The organism is Bombella sp. ESL0378 (assembly GCF_009725845.1).
GTDB classification, from domain to species: Bacteria; Pseudomonadota; Alphaproteobacteria; order Acetobacterales; family Acetobacteraceae; genus Bombella; species Bombella pollinis.
In genome coordinates this window covers 16,341-32,537 of record NZ_WNIF01000009.1, presented here as the reverse complement: position 1 = coordinate 32,537, position 16,197 = coordinate 16,341, and the positions used below count along the sequence as shown (strand labels likewise).

Below are 16,197 nucleotides of genomic sequence, written 5' to 3'. Positions count from 1 at the left end.
GAATAGTGCCTTCCTCCCCCGCCCCTTTTGATGATGAGGACCGCCCCACCGGGCCTGTGCAGGATTCTGAATCCTTGTTGGCAGAGGGGCGGCGTTTTCAATATGAGCAGGGGATTCCACCTCTTTTAGGTCGTGAGCCGCGCTTTTGGCCGTGGGCTTTATTAGCGGGTCTTTTAGTGGCTATTTCATTAGGGATAGAGCTTTTCTGGCCCTTGCCGGGGCGGCATGGTCCCTTACCTTCATGCGAGCATGTTACAGTGGGGACGGCCTCCTGCCAGCGTGTCCCACAAACACCGCCTCATATGGCGCATTGAGGGCTATGATGCGCCCCTCTAGCTCCTAGCTTTTAGCGTCTAAGAGGCGACAACGCTTTTCCCACGGCTGCCGAGGACATCAAAGGCGCGTGTGAGGCGGGCGATGCAGTGTTCTTCTCCTGCGCGCATCCAGTTACGAATATCATATTCATGTTTGAGCGGCCGTCCCGTGTCAGGTGCCACTTGGCGGCGAAAAGCTTCTTTATGAGCATCAATATAGGTCGCAACACCCTGGGCATAGGCAAATTGCGTATCAGTATCGATATTGAGTTTAAAGACACCATAATCCACAGCGTGGCGGATATCCTGCTCATCCGAGCCTGACCCACCATGAAAAACGAGCGGGACCGGGTTAGGCTCGGTTTGGAATGTCGTAGCGATAAGAGCCTGTGAATCGCGCAAAATAGAGGGGCGGAGGCACACATTGCCGGGTTTATAGACGCCATGCACATTACCAAAAGAGGCCGCGATGGAGAGCATCCCTAAAGGGGAGAGGGCCTTCCATGCGGTAAGAACATCTTCCGGCTCTGTATAAAGCTCTGGGTTTTTTGCGGCATGATGGCCGGTAAGCTCTGTACCGATGCCATCTTCTTCCCCACCGGTGATGCCAAGCTCAATTTCCAACCCTATGCCGAGAGGGGTTAGTTTTTGCAAAAGCGTGGCGGCGGTAGCGATGTTCTGCTCCAATGGTTCCGTAGAAAGGTCTAGCATATGGGAGGAGAAAAGCGGCTGGCCTGTTTGCCCATAATGCTGACGATTTTCCTCAATCAGCCCCTCCAACCAGCCCAATAAAGGCCGGTTTGCATGGTCTGTATGGAGGATGACCGCTACACCATAATGACGCGCCAGAAGATGAACATGTCGTGCTAAAGCAACAGCACCAAGGATGTGAGCCTGTTGCTTATCCGGCAAGCCGCGCCCGGCATAAAATTGCGCCCCACCGGCAGAGATTTGGATGATGATATCCGCACGATTCCGCCGCGCTGCCTCTAGGGCCATATTGGCCGTGGTCGAGCTACTAACATTCACCGCAGGGAGAGCATAACGGCCCAAATGGCAGCGTTGTATAAGGGCTTTATACGCTGCCCCAGTAACAACACCGGGTGTGATGGGTGTTGTCGCAGAGGGGGGAGATATAGACGCAGACATTTAAGGATTCTTTATAGAGGAGGGCAAAAGCCAACGCTGACAAGCATAGCCTGTTTTGCTAGCAGGATATATAGTCTAGAAAAATAGGACTATAAAGGTCATTGTTAAAGCATTAGCGTATATAAAAAAGATGCTCAGCCTGTTGAGTATCTGATAAGAGAGGCCCTTATGACACAAGATACCCTTATGATGATCGAGACAGAAGATACCCCTAATCCCGCAACATTGAAGTTTCTACCCGGTTGCGATGTGACGGGGGCGCGTCCCTCGGTTGATTTTGCAGAGGCAGGCCTTGTAGCAGGGCGTTCTGCTCTGGCTGATGCGTTATTTGGTTTGGGCGAGATTAAGCGTGTTTTTTTAGGGAGTGACTTCGTCTCTGTTACAAAGGCTGATGCGGCAGATTGGGCCACGCTACGGCCTCGTATTCTCATTACCTTGACAGATTTCTTTAAAAGCGGCGTTCCTGCTCTTGCAGGTGAGATTGCTGCTCCAGAGGCTGATATTGCCCCAGAAGATGCCGAGATTGTTGCCCAAGTGAAGGAGTTGTTAGATACACGGGTGCGTCCCGCCGTAGCGAGTGATGGGGGGGATATTGTCTTTCGTGGGTATCGCGAAGGGGTCGTGTATCTTAGTATGCAGGGGGCTTGCTCTGGCTGCCCATCCTCCCGTGCGACATTGCGTCACGGGGTAGAGAATATGTTACGCCATTATGTGCCAGAGGTGACGGCGGTTGAAGCTGTAGAGGAGTAAACGTTCATGACAACATCCCCCCCATCAGGCGTAACGCCTGACGGACAGCAGGTCGAGCAGCCTAAAAGCCCCCTCCTTGCGGAGGAGCTTTTTACCCATTGCCGCACAGCGGAAGGGTTCTCCACTAAGGCTGTGGGGGATGATGTGTTGCACCAGCTTTATGATTTGCTCAAACTCGGCCCAACCTCTGGTAATTGTTCTCCCGCACGTTTTGCGTTTTTACAAACCCAAGAGGCGCGCGAGGCGATTCGCCCCGCTTTGTCCCTTGGTAATGTAGAGCGCGCCATGGCCGCCCCCGTATTGGTGGTTGTGGGGTATGATCCTTTATTCTTCGAGCAGCTTAAAACACTCAACCCATTGCCGGGTCTGCGTGATTGGTTTGCCGCCGATGTAGGATTGAGTGATGAGACGGCTTTTCGCAATGGGACGTTGCAAGGGGCGTATCTCATCATGGCTGCCCGGGCTTTAGGGCTGGCAGTGCGGCCAATGTCGGGTTTTGATGCCATGATGGTGGAGGAGCAATGTTTCCGTAAAAAAGGATGGCGGGCGAATTTTCTAGTCGCTTTGGGCTATCCTGATGAGGCTATGGAGCCTCCCCCTCGCGCTCCTCGCTTACCGATGGATGAGGCCTGCTTGTGGTTATGAAGCCCGAGCGGTGCTTGGTTTTAAATGGGGCTGGGGCTGGTCGGGGCTTGAGTAATCTTATCGCTTTGTTGGAGGGCGGTACGGTTATCGCCCAGCAGAGCTTAGCAGGGCGTGGCGCGTCAGAGCGTTTTGCCCCTACAGTGCAGGCCCTATTAGCACAAGCGGGTTGGTCTCACCCGCCTGATTTGCTTGCAGCGATTATCGGGCCGGGGTCTTTTACTGGTTTACGCGCCTCTCTCTCTTTAGCCGCCGGGCTGGCACGGGGCTGGTCATGTCAGGGTGTTGGGGTTCGTCTGGGTGATGCCATGCGAGCGAGTCTGCAACGGAAGGATGCAACGATTCTCTGCCTCGCACGGCGTGGACGTGTTTTTGTGGACCCTCCCGGTAATGCGGTTTATGCCTTGCCGGTGGAAGAGATATCCCCCGGTTTATGGCCCGCCATTGCTGGTGATGCCGTGTATGGGGAGGATGCTTTGCCGGATCTGACAGGCGCGATGGGAGAGGCACGGTTAGGGCGTGAGAGTGAGCGGTTGCCATTAGCCGCCCCCACGGCGGAAGGCATTTTCCAAGCAGCGATTGAGGGCCTACAAACGCCGCAATCTTATGCGTTAGAGCCCCTTTATATCGACCCGCCCGAAGCACGGCCTCCTGCTGGTGGCCTTCGCCTAGCTCCGCGTTGAGAGGGGATGATGGTGCATTATTGTCTTACGAGCATGCTATGATTGTGATGATGCAAGTGGGGGTAGAGGCAACGGCTCTTTTATCTGCCTTGCATCATGCGGTTTTTGCGGAGCATGAGCCGTGGTCACAAGCTGCGTTTGAGCAGATTTTTACAATGCCCGGTGCAGAGGTGTGGTTGGCCTGCAAAGTTGCCTCCCAGAGTGTAAATAATGAACTAAAGGAGGATCTGCCGATTGGCTTCATCGTCAGTCGTTCCGTGTTGGATGAAGGGGAGATATTAAGCCTCGGTGTTCATCCTGCATGGCGGAGACGGGGCATAGGGCGATACATGTTACGCCACCTTTTGCATAAAGCGCGGCAAGAGGGGATGACACTCTTTTTAGAGGTCCGTTTGAGTAATAAGCACGCAGCCGCTCTTTATGAGCAAGAAGGTTTCCAGCAGATAGCGGTGAGGCCTCATTATTATCAAGATGGTGAAGATGCTCGTATTTTCCGGTACTTAACGGATTCAGTATGATGATTAGGGCAAGATAAGTTTGGTTTTAAACATTAATTAACAATTTTTTACGTCTCTATACGGTCCACAAGGATTGGGCGCGTTCTATCTTATAAGACAATATGTTGCCGCGGTGAGTTGGCTTTTTCTTCATTTAAAGTGAATGTTGTGAGTGTTGCTTTTCATAGGAAAAGACGAAAGAGGTTTATTGAATAAAAGTTACAGAGCCATAAAAAGGGGGAAGTAGGTGAAAGAGATTCCCCATAGAATGTTATGATATGGTGTTTCTTGAAAAGATGTTAGGTTAAAGCTGTAATTTTGAACAGTTTATAAACATGTTAGCAGGTCTCTGTTAGCAATAAGGCTTCACTATTACAACATAAGGGATTTTCATTGTTGTGCTTTTTCTGGTAATCAGGTATTGTTCCAAGCGAATTTCTTAGGAGTCAACTATTTATGTCATCTGAGACAGAAATGCAGGATCTGCGCCAGCTTACAGCACAGATCATTACCGCTTATGTAAGTAGTCATGATGTCGCCTCTGAGGCTTTGCCTGATCTTGTTCGCTCCGTTCATGGGGCGTTGGCTAGTGCGGGGGCCCCTGCTGATATAGAGCCGGAAAAGCCTGTACCGGCTGTTCCACCGCGGAAGTCCGTTTTCCCGGATTATATTATTTGCCTTGAAGACGGTAAAAAATTAAAGCTTCTGCGCCGTCATCTTAAAACTGCTTATAATATGACTCCGCAAGAATATCGGGAGCGTTGGGGCTTGCCAGCAGAATACCCGATGGTTGCCCCTAATTATGCGAATCATCGCTCATCTTTGGCACGGCGCATTGGTTTGGGTCGCCGCCGTGAGGATAAGACTGAGCAATAAGGGCACGATTGCTCTATACGGCTCACTGATAGATTAAGGCTCAAGGGGGGCACCGTCCCGATTATGATGTGTGTTGGACAAACCCCATCATAATCGGGTAAATCATCTGTATGGTGATGAGCACAAAAAAAATGGGACGCGAGAGTGCTGCGTCCGGCGGCGATGTGGGGGATTCCCCCATTGCGCGCCTATGCGTTAAGCATGGTTTAAAAATGACAGGCCAGCGGCGTGTAATCGCGCGCGTCCTCTCGGAGGCTGAAGACCATCCGGATGTAGAGGAGCTTTATCGCCGCGCCTCTGCTTTGGATAGTCGAATCTCTGTAGCGACTGTGTACCGAACAGTACGCCTTCTCGAAGAAAAAGGTATATTAGAGCGGCGAGACTTTGGTGGTGGCCGCGCGCGATATGAAGCGAGTGAGAATGGTCATCACTATCATTTGATTGATATTGATAGCGGTAATGTTATTGAGTTTGAAAATGATGAGTTGGTAGGACTACTCGCAAAGATTGCGGCTAAATTAGGTTTTGATCTTATGTCTCATCGTGCTGAGTTGTTTGGGCGGCGCACGAGTGGCGGTGAAAACTCATCCGTTGCTTCGCGATCTGGGCATGAGAAGTGAGTCATTTCATATGACCAGGAAAAGCGTGCTAGAGCATATGAGAGCGGAAGAGATAACTTCCTCGCCTGAAGTGGATTCGGATATGAGTGACTTGGTTACTAGCGAGAAGACGCGGCAATAAATGGATACATTGGCGGGTCTTGCCCTTAATCGTGACGGTGGTTTTCAAGAGTTGCGAGGTGGGAGTTTAGGCGTTCGTCTTGCTGCTAATGAGGAGGAGATTCGCGCCGCTCAGGCTTTGCGATATCGGGTTTTCTTTGGGGAAATGGGGGCGCATCCAAGTGAGGAAGCTCTCAAGACGCAGCTAGATGCCGATAAGTTTGATGAGATAGCCGATCATTTGTTGGTAGTTGATCACGCCTCTGGGGAAGATAAGCCCGTTGTGGTGGGGACTTATCGGCTGTTGCGCTCTGATATGCTTGGTCCGCAAGATCATTTTTATACAGCTGATGAATATGATATTTCTTGCTTAACAAATTTCTCTGGCCGCTTGCTGGAGGTGGGGCGTTCTTGCGTGGCGAAGGAGTATCGTGGTCGTGCGGCGATGCAGCTTTTATGGCGTGGCATTGCTTCTTATATTTTCTTGCATCGCATTGATATTTTGTTTGGTTGTGCCAGCTTACATGGTACCTCGCTGGAGGAGATGGATGAGGAGCTGACATGGCTTTATCATAACCATCTAGCCCCACCTGCTTTGCGTGTACGAGCCTTGCCAGAGCGTTATGTGGATATGCGGCGTGCAGACCCTGCGATGCTCGACCGCCGCCGCTGCCTAAGCAAATTACCCCCCTTAATTAAAGGATATTTGCGCTTAGGGGGGTATGTTGGTGATGGTGCTGTGGTGGATGAGCAGTTCAACACAACAGATGTCGCTATTTTGGTAAAAAGCGAGTTGCTGGCCGATAAATATTACCGGCATTATGAGCGTCGTCTGCGCGATGCGCTGGATTGAAAACATCACTTAAAAGGTACTTCACATGAGGATAAAGGCATTGTGTTCCCTACCGCAAAAGGGAGGGTGGCGCGGTGCCCTATATCTTATCATGGCGGGATGTATAGCAGCGTTATCTTTGCCGCCGCTTTGCTTTATCCCGGCTCTTCCTCTTGCTTTGGGGGTTTTGTATCAGGCGGTCGGTCTGGCCCCCACTAAACGGCAAGCGGCGTTATGGGCTTTTTTGTTCGGGATGGGGTTTTACACAGCAGGTTTATATTGGCTGACGAACGCTATCTTAACGCGTGTTGAGGAGTTTTGGTGGGCTGTGCCGTTCGCAGCCCCCGGTGTGGCTTTGCTTATTGCCCCCTTATTTATAGTCCCTGCTCTTTTATGCAGGTTGGTACCAGAGGGATGGCCGCGCCTGTTATTATTCGCCGGGAGTTGGACATTGGCCGATATGGCGCGTGTTTTTTACTTTTCTGGCTTCCCATGGAATCCCCTTGGCAGCGTGCTGGAGCTTCCCGGTTATGTGGGGGATGTGTTGATTCAACCAGCCTCCCTTATAGGGGTAGATGGGCTGACTTTTATGGTCGTGTTGGCATCGCTGGCTCTATGGCAGGGGCGGCGGGCTGCTTTGGGTGTATGTGTCTGTACTATTTTATGGTGCGGCTGGGGTGCGTGGCGTGTTGAGCATCATGCTCATCATTCTGGAGGGGGCAAACCAGCCATTGCCATTGTGCAAGGTAATGTGCCTGAGGATGATGTTCTGGAACGTGATGGCGCATCGGAGCAATTTGAGTCTTATCTACAGCTAACAGCCCGTGCCGTGGCCGATGCACGGGCGCATTTGCCGGGCCATCTCCCCGTTGTGATATGGCCTGAATCGGCTTTTCCCGGTTTGTTGGATGAGGATGAATGGGCACGCCAAACCATTGCAACAGCTGCGGCAGGGGCCCCTGTTCTGTTGGGGTCTGACCGGCGTGCGGGGAAGGGTCGCTGGTATAATAGTTTGATCGCTCTTGCAGCAGATGGCCATATTGAGGCGATTTATGACAAAAGCCGCCTTGTCCCCTTTGGGGAATATGAACCATGGATACTACCATTCCATCTTTTACCGGCCGTTGTGGTGCCGGGGCTGGGCTTAACACGGTGGGACTTGCCGCAGATAGGGCGTGTAGGTCCTATGGTCTGTTATGAGATTATATTCTCTGGCAGTGTGGTAGCGTCTGGTCAGCGGCCAGAGTGGTTACTGACAATTTCTAATGATGCTTGGTATGGCAATAGTGCTGGGCCACGGCAACATCTGGCAACAGGCAGGATGCGTGCTGTGGAGGAGGGTTTACCCGTAGTTTTTGCTAATAACCGGGGTGTGTCTGCTATTTATGATGCAGAAGGGCGGGATGTAGGCCATACAAAATGGGGTAAAGAGCAGACTTTGATTCGTGTTTTACCTGATGCAGAGGCATGGACAGTTTTTACATATATTGGGCGTTGGGGCCCTTTTACGTTAGCTATTTTGTCAGTTTTAATGGCTGTGTGGGGAGGATACGGGAGGAAGCAAAAACATGTTCATATTAACGAATCGTTAGTCAAGACGCGTTGACGTAGCTTTCGGATTAACTAATTACTAACGACTTCGTGGAGGGGAGTTGGTTAATCTGTGGGGAGCGGGGTTGTTGAGTGATGGCTGATATAGCTTCATCTGTTGATTCACATGTTGGTAAGTGTATCCGCTTGTTGCGGGGCTTGCGAAAATATTCGCAAGAGAGGCTGGCCAAGGCATTAGGTATTACCTTTCAGCAGATACAAAAATATGAGCGCGGGACGAATCGCATCGGTGCAGGCCGCCTGTATGAGATAGCGAAAATCTTAGGCGTGCCGGTTGGGTTCTTTTTTGATGAGCTGGATGGCTTTACAACGGCTGCTAATGTTGGCGTGCATGAGGAGCAGACACCTTTCCATAAAGGGCGAACTGCAGAGAAAGTAGAGGCGTCTATGGCAGAAAAAGAAATAGCAGGGATTGAACTACTCATGATGCCTGAAACCTTAGAACTCGCTAGGGTTTATTATAGCATCAAGGAGGAGCGAAATCGTCAGCAAATCCTTAATTTCATAAGGGAAATGGCTGTTCGCCCATAAAACCATATTGATTTAAAGAGTTCTGTTATGATTTCTTAATTGATGTGGCAAGAAGATGGCTAAACGTGCCAGCGCGATAGGCAGTGCGCAACGCATCTTCGTCATATTCATAATGAAGCCAATCGAGGAAGCTTAGGTGGCCTTCGGCTGTTTTTTGATACAGTAGAAAAAATGCATCTAACACACCCGTGCGGGAATGGCGAAAGTGGAGAAAACGCCAATGGAGTTGTTTGAGAGCGTCTTCTGCCGTTCCTCCTTCAAAAAGAATGATAAGGCCGCTAGCAAGGCCCGTTCTATCCGCTCCGGATTTACAATGTAAAAGCAGGGGGAATTGTGCCTGCTTATATAAGCTATGGAAGCGTAAGATACGGTCCTTATGGGGGGCGTTGCGGCTCTCAAAGGCCATATCAAGATAAGGCAAGCCAATATGCTGGCACATCTCCCGTCCTAACGCATCTGCCCCGCAACGGCGATGCCCGCGTAGGTTGAAGACCGTCTTTAAGCCAAGCGTTTTGCGCCAGCGTCTCAGGCGTGATGGTGTGGGATGGTTACTCCGCCAGACACGCCCCGGTATGACAGGGGCTAGATTGGTCCATACAAGGCGGAAAAGAGCATGGTCTTTAAAAAGACCATCTAACCAAGCATGGAGCCTTTGCCGCGGGGAAGAAAGAGTGCCGTCAAACATGCTTTTTCTTTTCATGCTCATGGGTCTTCGTCAATCATATAGACATGCTATAAGGTGGAGATGACGAGGTTTTTTCGCCCTTCCTGTATGCGTATTTTTGCCCCCGGCTGGGCTGTACGTTATGGAGTCTGGCCATGTTTTTTGGCCTGCGCCCTCGTACTTAGTGGTTGCGCAAGAGAGGATGATGAAGGGCAGAGCCATCGTCATTTACCCAAAGCGGATATGACAGAAGCTTACCCGAAGAAGCCATTTCGTGAAGTGCATCACCCACCACCTGTTTATTGGGGCGGGATGGTGCCTGTGGTTCAGACCATCCAACCCACACCTGATGAAATCTCAGGCCGTGCGCCGCGGAGTGCGGCAGGGGGAGCACCTGGTGTTCCAATGGCACCGCCAGAGACACGGACAGATGTTATGTATGGTGCGCCAGAAGCTCGGCAGAAGCCTTAAAGATGACGGTTACGAGTCGTGTTTAGTCAGCCTCAAGCGGGGTTGCTTGCTCTGGCAGCATGACGGGGATGCCATCACGCACAGGGAAGGCGAGTTGTGCTTGGGGGCTGATGATGCAATTACGCGTTGCATCATAATGGACAGGCCCTTTTGTCACGGGGCAGACAAGGCGCGCAATCAGGGCGGGGGATGGTGGGGCTGAGGTCATAAGCCAAATCCTATTATGCAGGCGGGATGCCTAATGTGCGAGTTCCTCTAGGAGCTTGTGGGCACGGTCGCATGGATTCTTACATTCTAGCAAGGCTTGTTTTGTGAGTGAGGAGAAAGGCAGCAACATCGAGAGCATAGTCACAAGTGTGCTGTTATTGAGGGTCTTTAGATTATCCCATTTGATGGATAGCTCATGGCGTTGGCTATAGCCCTTTAAAGCTTTGGAGAACGCGTTGCGGTCCAGCGTGCAGTTAGGGGGTTCTAGTAGGTCATGAGAGAAGGGCATGGCATTGATGCGTCCTTCTCGCCAGCCGCTCTCTGTCGTTTGGTCTTGCAAGAGGCGGAAGCGACAGACCCCAGTGAGGGTAATGAAGAACTGCCCGCTCTCTTGCTCCATAAAGGAGGTAATACGCCCTAATGTACCGATGGTCTCCAGCAAGGGGGCTTCATCACCAAAACGTGCCTTCATATGAGGCTGGATGATGCCAATCATACGATGATGCGCCAAAGAGGCTTCTAAAAGAGCGAGATAGCGCGGCTCAAAAACGGTGAGTGGAAGCTGCCCTTGGGGCAGTAGAATCGTCTCGGCGAGAGGGAGCAGGCCAACGCGTGGGGGCAAGTCTGCTAGGGTGATGTCCTGCAAGGCAGGGACATGGCGCGGCTTACTGAGAGTTGTTTGCGTATTTTCCGGTGGTGGTTGTCTTAGCACGCGCACAGTCCCCCTTGTGAATATAACGTTAGCTCAGCATGTTAAGAATGTTATGAGAAAAGGAGCGAGGAGAGCTTACGCCGTGCAGCGAGCGTAGCAGGGTCAGTCATACCCCAGCTCTCAAAGAGTTTGAGTAATTGCGCCTTTGCGTCCTGCCCAGCCCCGTCTTTATCTCGTGCGATTATATCCAGCAAAAGCTGGGCTGCATCATCGCGCTGTCCTGCACCATTGAGGGCGGTAGCAAGCTCTGTTAGCAGTGCCGTATCTTCGGGGGATTGGGCAACAGCTTGGCGTAGATGGGAGAGTTTACCGGCGGCCTTTTGCCCTTCCAGATAGGTTTGGAGGGCCGCTTTAGCCTCAGTAATGAGCGGGGCGGTCAGTAAATGCTCAGGGATTTGGCTTGCAGCTTCTTCCGCACCTTCTGGATCATTTAAGCCAATCATACAGCGGATAAGCCCGGCCCAGCCCTCTGGGGAGTCTGGCTCTATTTCGAGGAGGCTCGCATAATGGTTGGTCGCTTCGGCCCATTCTCCAGAGTGGAGGGCTGTTTTCGCTGCGTCCAAAAGGGCGGAGGCCGGTAAGCTTTGTCCGCTTTCTTTAAGGAGTGCCTCAAGACATGTTTTGAGTTGCGACTCCGAAGCTTTACCAGGGAGGATGTCGCGTACTTGCCCTTGCCAGAAGGCAACAAGGAGAGGCACCGTTTGTAACGGTAAGCCCATTTGGGCAAGCTGGGTAATAAGCGTGCGGTTGGTTGTAACATTGACCCGCGCTAATGTAATGCGCCCCTCCATAGCCTGAATTGCTTTTGTGAGCTGGGGCGAGACGTGCTGCGCGCTAGATGATGTTGGGGAGAAGAACTCCACAATAACGGGTGTGGTCGTGCTGGCCTCCACGACCTTTTGCATAAAATTACTTTGGTCAACATCCACAGCATGAGCGGGCGTGTGAGAAGAAAAGAGAGAATCTGTCATGATGGTGGAACTTTATGGCCTGAAAAATCTCCTTTAATATTAGGATGGTTCTCCCTTTTTGCACAGGCAGGGGAGCCATGTTGTAAGGGGATGGCCGTTTGATTTTAGAAAATAAAATCTTCATAAGGGATTGCATCAGGGATAGCTTTGGGGCATAAGCCTCCCACCAACGATGCGGGCGTAGCTCAGGGGTAGAGCACAACCTTGCCAAGGTTGGGGTCGAGGGTTCGAATCCCTTCGCCCGCTCCAAATGATAAAAGTTTGGGTTGTTGGTAGAGAATCTGATGCGGGCGTAGCTCAGGGGTAGAGCACAACCTTGCCAAGGTTGGGGTCGAGGGTTCGAATCCCTTCGCCCGCTCCAGACCGGTAGAAGAACCACGTTGCTAAGGGCAAGGTGGTTTTTTTATGGCTATGCTGCGCGTAGCACGCTTTTATAAAAAACGGGCCGCCCCTTTTAGAGACAGCCCGCTTTTATAAGAAGAATGTGCTTAGAACTTACTTCTTCGCTGCGGCGAGGGCTGCTTCAATCACCTTGCCGGCTTCTGCTTTATCGCCCCATCCAGCGACTTTTACCCATTTATTAGGCTCTAAGTCCTTATAACGCTCAAAGAAATGGGCGATGGCTTTAAGGGTAATCTCTGGCAGTTGGTCCAAAGACTGCACGGTGCTGAATTGCGGATGGATTTTATCATGCGGCACACAGATGAGCTTCTCATCTTGCCCGCTTTCATCTTCCATCTTCAGCACGCCAATAGGCCGGGCACGGATAACACTACCGGGGAGGACATCAGCCGGGGTGAGAACAAGGGCATCCACCGGGTCGCCATCAGCGGCGAGTGTATTGGGGATGAAGCCATAAGCGGCAGGATAAGCCATGGGGGTAAAGAGGAAGCGATCCACAAAAACAGCCCCGCTCTCTTTATCAACTTCGTACTTTACTTGAGAGCCTTGAGGAATCTCAATAACGACATTGATGTCATTAGGGACATCTTTACCGGGGGAAATTTTGCTAACGTCCATGCCAAGCTCCATTGATCTGATTATGTAGGCGGATGAACCTATCAATAAAGGATACATTCGGCTTTGTATATGTGTATTACAGAGCCATTATGAGGGGGTGGGAGAGGGAAGAAAGAACGTTTTTCATACGGAAGGGGTTGCAAAAAAAGTGCGTCTGGGCGACATGACGGAATGTCTATGCGCCTGTAGCTCAATTGGTTAGAGCTGGCCGCTCATAACGGCTAGGTTGCGGGTTCGAGTCCTGCCGGGCGCAGATGATGCTTCCATAAGGGGGCGTATTTGTATTTTTGGGAGAACGCCCCAAGGTAACAGGGGGCAGGGCCCTGCTTTCTGTATTCTTGTCGCGCGTTTAAGAGGGAGACCGCTACCATGGCCGCCTATCAGTATGTTTATGTCATGAAGGACGTCACAAAGTCCTATCCGGGCGGCCGCGAGGTATTTAAGGGGATTACGCTCTCCTTCCTGCCGGGGGTGAAGATTGGTGTCCTCGGTGTGAATGGTGCGGGTAAGTCCACCCTGCTTAAAGTGATGGCAGGGATTGAGAAAGAGTTCGGCGGTGAGGCTTGGGCGGCTGAAGGTGTGCGCATCGGCTATTTGGAGCAAGAGCCGCAGCTCGACCCGAACTTGACCGTTGGTGAGAACGCTGCTCAAGGCTTTGGTGAGTTGAAGAAGGCTGTTGAGCGGTTCAATGAGATTTCCATGAAGTTTGCTGAGCCGATGTCTGATGATGAGATGACGGCTCTTTTGGCAGAACAGGCCGAACTTCAAGAGAAGATTGATGCAGAAGATGGCTGGGAGCTGGACCGTCATTTAGAGATTGCTCTTGATGCGCTGCGTTGCCCCCCAGCCGATAGCCCTGTTGATAAGCTCTCCGGCGGTGAGAAACGCCGCGTGGCTCTATGCCGTTTGTTGTTGGAGAAACCCGATATTCTCCTGCTGGACGAGCCGACCAACCATTTAGATGCCGAGAGTGTTGCGTGGCTGGAAAAGACATTGCGTGAGTATAAAGGCACGGTGATGGTCATCACCCATGACCGTTACTTCCTTGACAATGTCACGAACTGGATTTTGGAGATTGAGCGCGGGCGTGGTTATCCATTCGAGGGTAATTATTCCTCATGGTTGGAGCAAAAACGCAAACGCCTCGCGCAGGAAGAGAAAGAAGAAAGTGCCCGCCAGCGTGCCCTCGCTGCTGAGCAACAATGGATTTCCAGCTCGCCTAAAGCCCGTCAGGCCAAGAGCAAAGCCCGTATTACGCGCTATGAGGAGATGCTGGCCGCAGGGCAGGATGCTGCTGGCAGCACGGCGGAGATTGTCATCACACCTGGCCCTCGTCTAGGCCAGACGGTTATTGAGGCTGAGAATCTCTGCAAAGGCTTTGGTGATCGGCAGTTGATTGATAACCTTAACTTTAAGCTGCCCCCGGGGGGCATTGTTGGGGTGATTGGGCCTAATGGGGCGGGGAAATCGACCCTCTTTAAGATGATTACCGGCCAAGAGCAGCCTGATTCTGGCTCGCTGAAAATCGGTGATACCGTCAAGTTGGGGTATGTTGACCAGTCCCGTAACGACCTTGATGATAGCAAAACCGTGTGGGAGGAAATCTCCGGCGGGACGGATGTTATCCATCTTGGCAAGCGGGCTGTACCTTCCCGTGCTTATGTTGGGGCGTTTAACTTTAAGGGGCCAGACCAGCAAAAGCGTCTTGGCGTCCTCTCTGGTGGTGAGCGTAACCGCGTGCATCTGGCAAAGATGCTTAAAGAGGATAACAACGTCCTCCTGCTGGATGAGCCAACAAACGATCTAGATGTTGATACCCTTCGCGCTTTGGAAGAGGCGTTGGAATCCTTTGCTGGTTGTGCTGTGGTCATCAGCCATGACCGTTGGTTTTTGGACCGTCTGGCCACGCATATCCTCGCTTTTGAGGGCGATAGCCATGTGGAATGGTTTGAGGGTAACTTCCAGCAATATGAGGAAGATAAACGCCGCCGCTTAGGCCCGGATTCAACGGAGCCGAGCCGGATTCGTTATCGTCCCATCGCGCGCTAATGCGTTATAAGGCGGCGCATTGTGGCAGGCAGTGAGCTGCGGACGGCGCGCCTCCTCCTCCGGCCTGTAAATTGGCCGGATATGGAGGATATGGCCCGCTTAAAGGCTGATGGTGCGGCCTTTGGCTCTATGCTGGGCGGGGTGCGGAGTCGCGCCCAAGCTGAGGCTGAGATGGCTGAGGATGTCGCCTTTTGGGCCGAGCGTGGCGTTGGTATTTTCTCCATCATCGAGCAGAATCGCTTTGTCGGGATGACGGGCGTGCATGAGCGGCCCGATGGGCGCGGGCTGGGCCTGCGCTTTGCGTTGTTCCCATGGGCATCAGGGCGGGGAATCGCACGGGAGGCCGCAGCTGTTGCTCTCAATTTTGTGTTGGATACGGGGATAGAGCGTGTTGTGGCGGTTGCGCGGGAAGATAATCGCGCTTCACGTCTTGTTTTGGGCAGTATTGGCATGAGCCTTCTTGACCAGTTCGAGCGGGACGGGCACACCATGTTGGTGTATGAAAGAAGACAGACGCCGTTCTATTGGTAAGGCCAGAGGGAGCAGCCTGGATGACGACGCGCATATTTATTGATGGCGAGGCAGGAACAACAGGGCTTGGGATTCGCCGCCGTATTGAGGCCGTAGCGGAACGTTATGCTCTGACTTTATTAAGCATTGACCCCGCTCGCCGGAAGGACCCTCAAGCCCGCCAAGAGCTTATGGCGCAGGCCGATATTACCGTGCTGTGTTTGCCTGATGATGCCGCGCGTGAGGCTGTGGCCTTAGGGCACGGGACCAAGACGCGCTTTTTGGATGCGAGTACGGCTCATCGTGTGGATCCGGATTGGGTGTATGGCTTGCCAGAGCTGGATTCGACTCAACCAGAGCGTATCCGTAAAGCGCGGTTTGTGAGTAACCCCGGCTGTTATGCCACGGGGGCGATCGCGTTATTACGCCCGCTTGTGCAGGCGGGGATTATTCCGATGGATGCTCATATCTCCATCAATGCTGTTTCAGGGTATAGCGGCGGTGGTAAGGCGTTGATTGAGCAGCAAGAGGCGGAAGGTGGCCCGCCTTTCTTTTTATATGGCCTAAATCTACAACATAAACATTTACCGGAGATGACGCATTATAGCGGGTTGACGCGCAATCCGCTTTTTGTGCCGTCAGTGGGGCATTTCCCTCAAGGGATGATAGTGTCCATTCCTTTGCATCTTGTTTCTCTCCCCGGTGTCCCGATGATTGAGGATGTTACAGCGGCTTTGCAGGCTTTTTATAAGGATGCCCAAACAATCCGCGTTGTAGAGTCTGAGCCAAAATTAGCCGCTGATGCTCTTGCTGGCCGTGATGATATGGAGCTGCGGGTGAGCGGGCATAGCGGGCAGGCATTGTTGACAGCGCGGCTAGATAATTTAGGCAAGGGGGCATCAGGTGCAGCGATGCGTAATATCTTGTTGATGAGCGGGAAAGAGTGACCCGGTAAGATTTTTTCTCTTCACCTCTGGTCCTTTGTGGCG

At 52.1% G+C, this 16,197-nt stretch carries 20 protein-coding genes and 3 tRNA genes; 17 read left to right on the top strand and 6 right to left on the bottom strand.

Annotated features, from left to right (window positions below; translation table 11 throughout):
- Positions 1–5 precede the first annotated feature (5 nt).
- A complete protein-coding gene (locus GM556_RS07210) occupies positions 6–314 on the top strand; it encodes a hypothetical protein (RefSeq protein WP_155573877.1) in 309 nt (102 codons plus the stop codon).
- Positions 315–353: 39 nt separating this feature from the next.
- Here the strand turns inward: GM556_RS07210 and fbaA are convergent, their stop codons facing one another.
- On the bottom strand, positions 354–1,463 hold the full coding sequence (gene fbaA / locus GM556_RS07205) for a class II fructose-bisphosphate aldolase (RefSeq protein ID WP_155579683.1): 1,110 nt from the start codon (positions 1,461–1,463) through the stop codon (positions 354–356).
- A gap of 186 nt (positions 1,464–1,649) precedes the next feature.
- Between fbaA and GM556_RS08635 the strand changes: the two genes are divergently transcribed.
- The 9 genes from GM556_RS08635 (at position 1,650) to GM556_RS07165 (ending at position 8,604) form a co-directional block, all read left to right on the top strand.
- On the top strand, positions 1,650–2,213 hold the full coding sequence (locus GM556_RS08635; protein WP_155573919.1) for a NifU family protein: 564 nt from the start codon (positions 1,650–1,652) through the stop codon (positions 2,211–2,213).
- Between the two features lie 6 nt (positions 2,214–2,219).
- Entirely contained in the window at positions 2,220–2,858 is a 639-nt protein-coding gene (locus GM556_RS08630; RefSeq protein WP_196424789.1) for a malonic semialdehyde reductase, read from the top strand.
- Positions 2,855–3,538 (top strand): tRNA (adenosine(37)-N6)-threonylcarbamoyltransferase complex dimerization subunit type 1 TsaB, encoded by a 684-nt coding sequence (gene tsaB, locus GM556_RS07195; protein ID WP_230873335.1) that lies wholly within the window; start codon positions 2,855–2,857, stop codon positions 3,536–3,538. The genes GM556_RS08630 and tsaB overlap by 4 nt, the downstream gene beginning before the upstream one ends.
- A 20-nt stretch (positions 3,539–3,558) precedes the next feature.
- Positions 3,559–4,056 (top strand): ribosomal protein S18-alanine N-acetyltransferase, encoded by a 498-nt coding sequence (rimI, locus tag GM556_RS07190; RefSeq protein WP_155579682.1) that lies wholly within the window; start codon positions 3,559–3,561, stop codon positions 4,054–4,056.
- Positions 4,057–4,491: 435 nt separating this feature from the next.
- Complete coding sequence (locus tag GM556_RS07185; RefSeq protein ID WP_155573873.1) at positions 4,492–4,911, top strand: MucR family transcriptional regulator; 420 nt, start codon at positions 4,492–4,494, stop codon at positions 4,909–4,911.
- A 110-nt stretch (positions 4,912–5,021) separates the two neighbouring features.
- A complete protein-coding gene (locus GM556_RS07180; RefSeq protein WP_155573872.1) occupies positions 5,022–5,531 on the top strand; it encodes a Fur family transcriptional regulator in 510 nt (169 codons plus the stop codon).
- A 121-nt stretch (positions 5,532–5,652) separates the two neighbouring features.
- Positions 5,653–6,483 carry a GNAT family N-acetyltransferase gene (locus tag GM556_RS07175; protein WP_155579681.1) on the top strand — a complete coding sequence of 277 codons (831 nt, stop codon included), beginning with the start codon at positions 5,653–5,655 and terminating at the stop codon, positions 6,481–6,483.
- 91 nt (positions 6,484–6,574) lie between these two features.
- Positions 6,575–8,068 (top strand): apolipoprotein N-acyltransferase, encoded by a 1,494-nt coding sequence (gene lnt / locus GM556_RS07170; protein WP_230873327.1) that lies wholly within the window; start codon positions 6,575–6,577, stop codon positions 8,066–8,068.
- A gap of 80 nt (positions 8,069–8,148) precedes the next feature.
- The gene (locus tag GM556_RS07165) at positions 8,149–8,604 is read left to right on the top strand and encodes a helix-turn-helix domain-containing protein (RefSeq protein ID WP_155579680.1); all 456 of its coding nucleotides are present in this window, start codon (positions 8,149–8,151) and stop codon (positions 8,602–8,604) included.
- Positions 8,605–8,629: 25 nt separating this feature from the next.
- On the opposite strand, the gene GM556_RS07160 is transcribed toward GM556_RS07165, so the two are convergent.
- Entirely contained in the window at positions 8,630–9,289 is a 660-nt protein-coding gene (locus GM556_RS07160) for a tyrosine-protein phosphatase (protein ID WP_155579679.1), read from the bottom strand.
- 60 nt (positions 9,290–9,349) lie between these two features.
- Here GM556_RS07160 and GM556_RS07155 point away from each other — a divergent pair, with 60 nt between their 5' ends.
- Entirely contained in the window at positions 9,350–9,739 is a 390-nt protein-coding gene (locus GM556_RS07155; RefSeq protein ID WP_155573867.1) for a hypothetical protein, read from the top strand.
- Positions 9,740–9,761: 22 nt separating this feature from the next.
- Here the strand turns inward: GM556_RS07155 and GM556_RS07150 are convergent, their stop codons facing one another.
- The 3 genes from GM556_RS07150 to GM556_RS07140 are packed head-to-tail and all read right to left on the bottom strand — an operon-like array spanning position 9,762 to position 11,629.
- Complete coding sequence (locus tag GM556_RS07150; protein WP_155573866.1) at positions 9,762–9,947, bottom strand: Trm112 family protein; 186 nt, start codon at positions 9,945–9,947, stop codon at positions 9,762–9,764.
- Positions 9,948–9,977: 30 nt separating this feature from the next.
- A complete protein-coding gene (locus GM556_RS07145) occupies positions 9,978–10,658 on the bottom strand; it encodes an LON peptidase substrate-binding domain-containing protein (RefSeq protein ID WP_370513611.1) in 681 nt (226 codons plus the stop codon).
- Between the two features lie 50 nt (positions 10,659–10,708).
- Entirely contained in the window at positions 10,709–11,629 is a 921-nt protein-coding gene (locus GM556_RS07140) for a tetratricopeptide repeat protein (protein ID WP_155579678.1), read from the bottom strand.
- Between the two features lie 174 nt (positions 11,630–11,803).
- Here GM556_RS07140 and GM556_RS07135 point away from each other — a divergent pair.
- Positions 11,804–11,878, top strand: a tRNA-Gly gene (locus GM556_RS07135).
- 37 nt (positions 11,879–11,915) lie between these two features.
- Positions 11,916–11,990 (top strand) — tRNA-Gly (locus tag GM556_RS07130).
- A gap of 134 nt (positions 11,991–12,124) precedes the next feature.
- On the opposite strand, the gene ppa is transcribed toward GM556_RS07130, so the two are convergent.
- Positions 12,125–12,649, bottom strand: coding sequence for an inorganic diphosphatase (gene ppa / locus GM556_RS07125; protein WP_099027418.1), 525 nt, complete (start codon positions 12,647–12,649; stop codon positions 12,125–12,127).
- 179 nt (positions 12,650–12,828) lie between these two features.
- Between ppa and GM556_RS07120 the strand changes: the two genes are divergently transcribed.
- From GM556_RS07120 to argC, 4 genes are all read left to right on the top strand, one after another.
- Positions 12,829–12,902, top strand: a tRNA-Ile gene (locus GM556_RS07120).
- A 116-nt stretch (positions 12,903–13,018) separates the two neighbouring features.
- Positions 13,019–14,698: an energy-dependent translational throttle protein EttA gene (gene ettA, locus GM556_RS07115; protein WP_099027417.1), complete on the top strand. Its 1,680-nt coding sequence runs from the start codon at positions 13,019–13,021 to the stop codon at positions 14,696–14,698.
- Positions 14,699–14,719: 21 nt separating this feature from the next.
- On the top strand, positions 14,720–15,229 hold the full coding sequence (locus GM556_RS07110) for a GNAT family N-acetyltransferase (protein WP_370513610.1): 510 nt from the start codon (positions 14,720–14,722) through the stop codon (positions 15,227–15,229).
- A 20-nt stretch (positions 15,230–15,249) separates the two neighbouring features.
- Positions 15,250–16,155: an N-acetyl-gamma-glutamyl-phosphate reductase gene (gene argC, locus GM556_RS07105; protein WP_155573864.1), complete on the top strand. Its 906-nt coding sequence runs from the start codon at positions 15,250–15,252 to the stop codon at positions 16,153–16,155.
- The last annotated feature ends 42 nt before the right edge of the window (positions 16,156–16,197 follow it).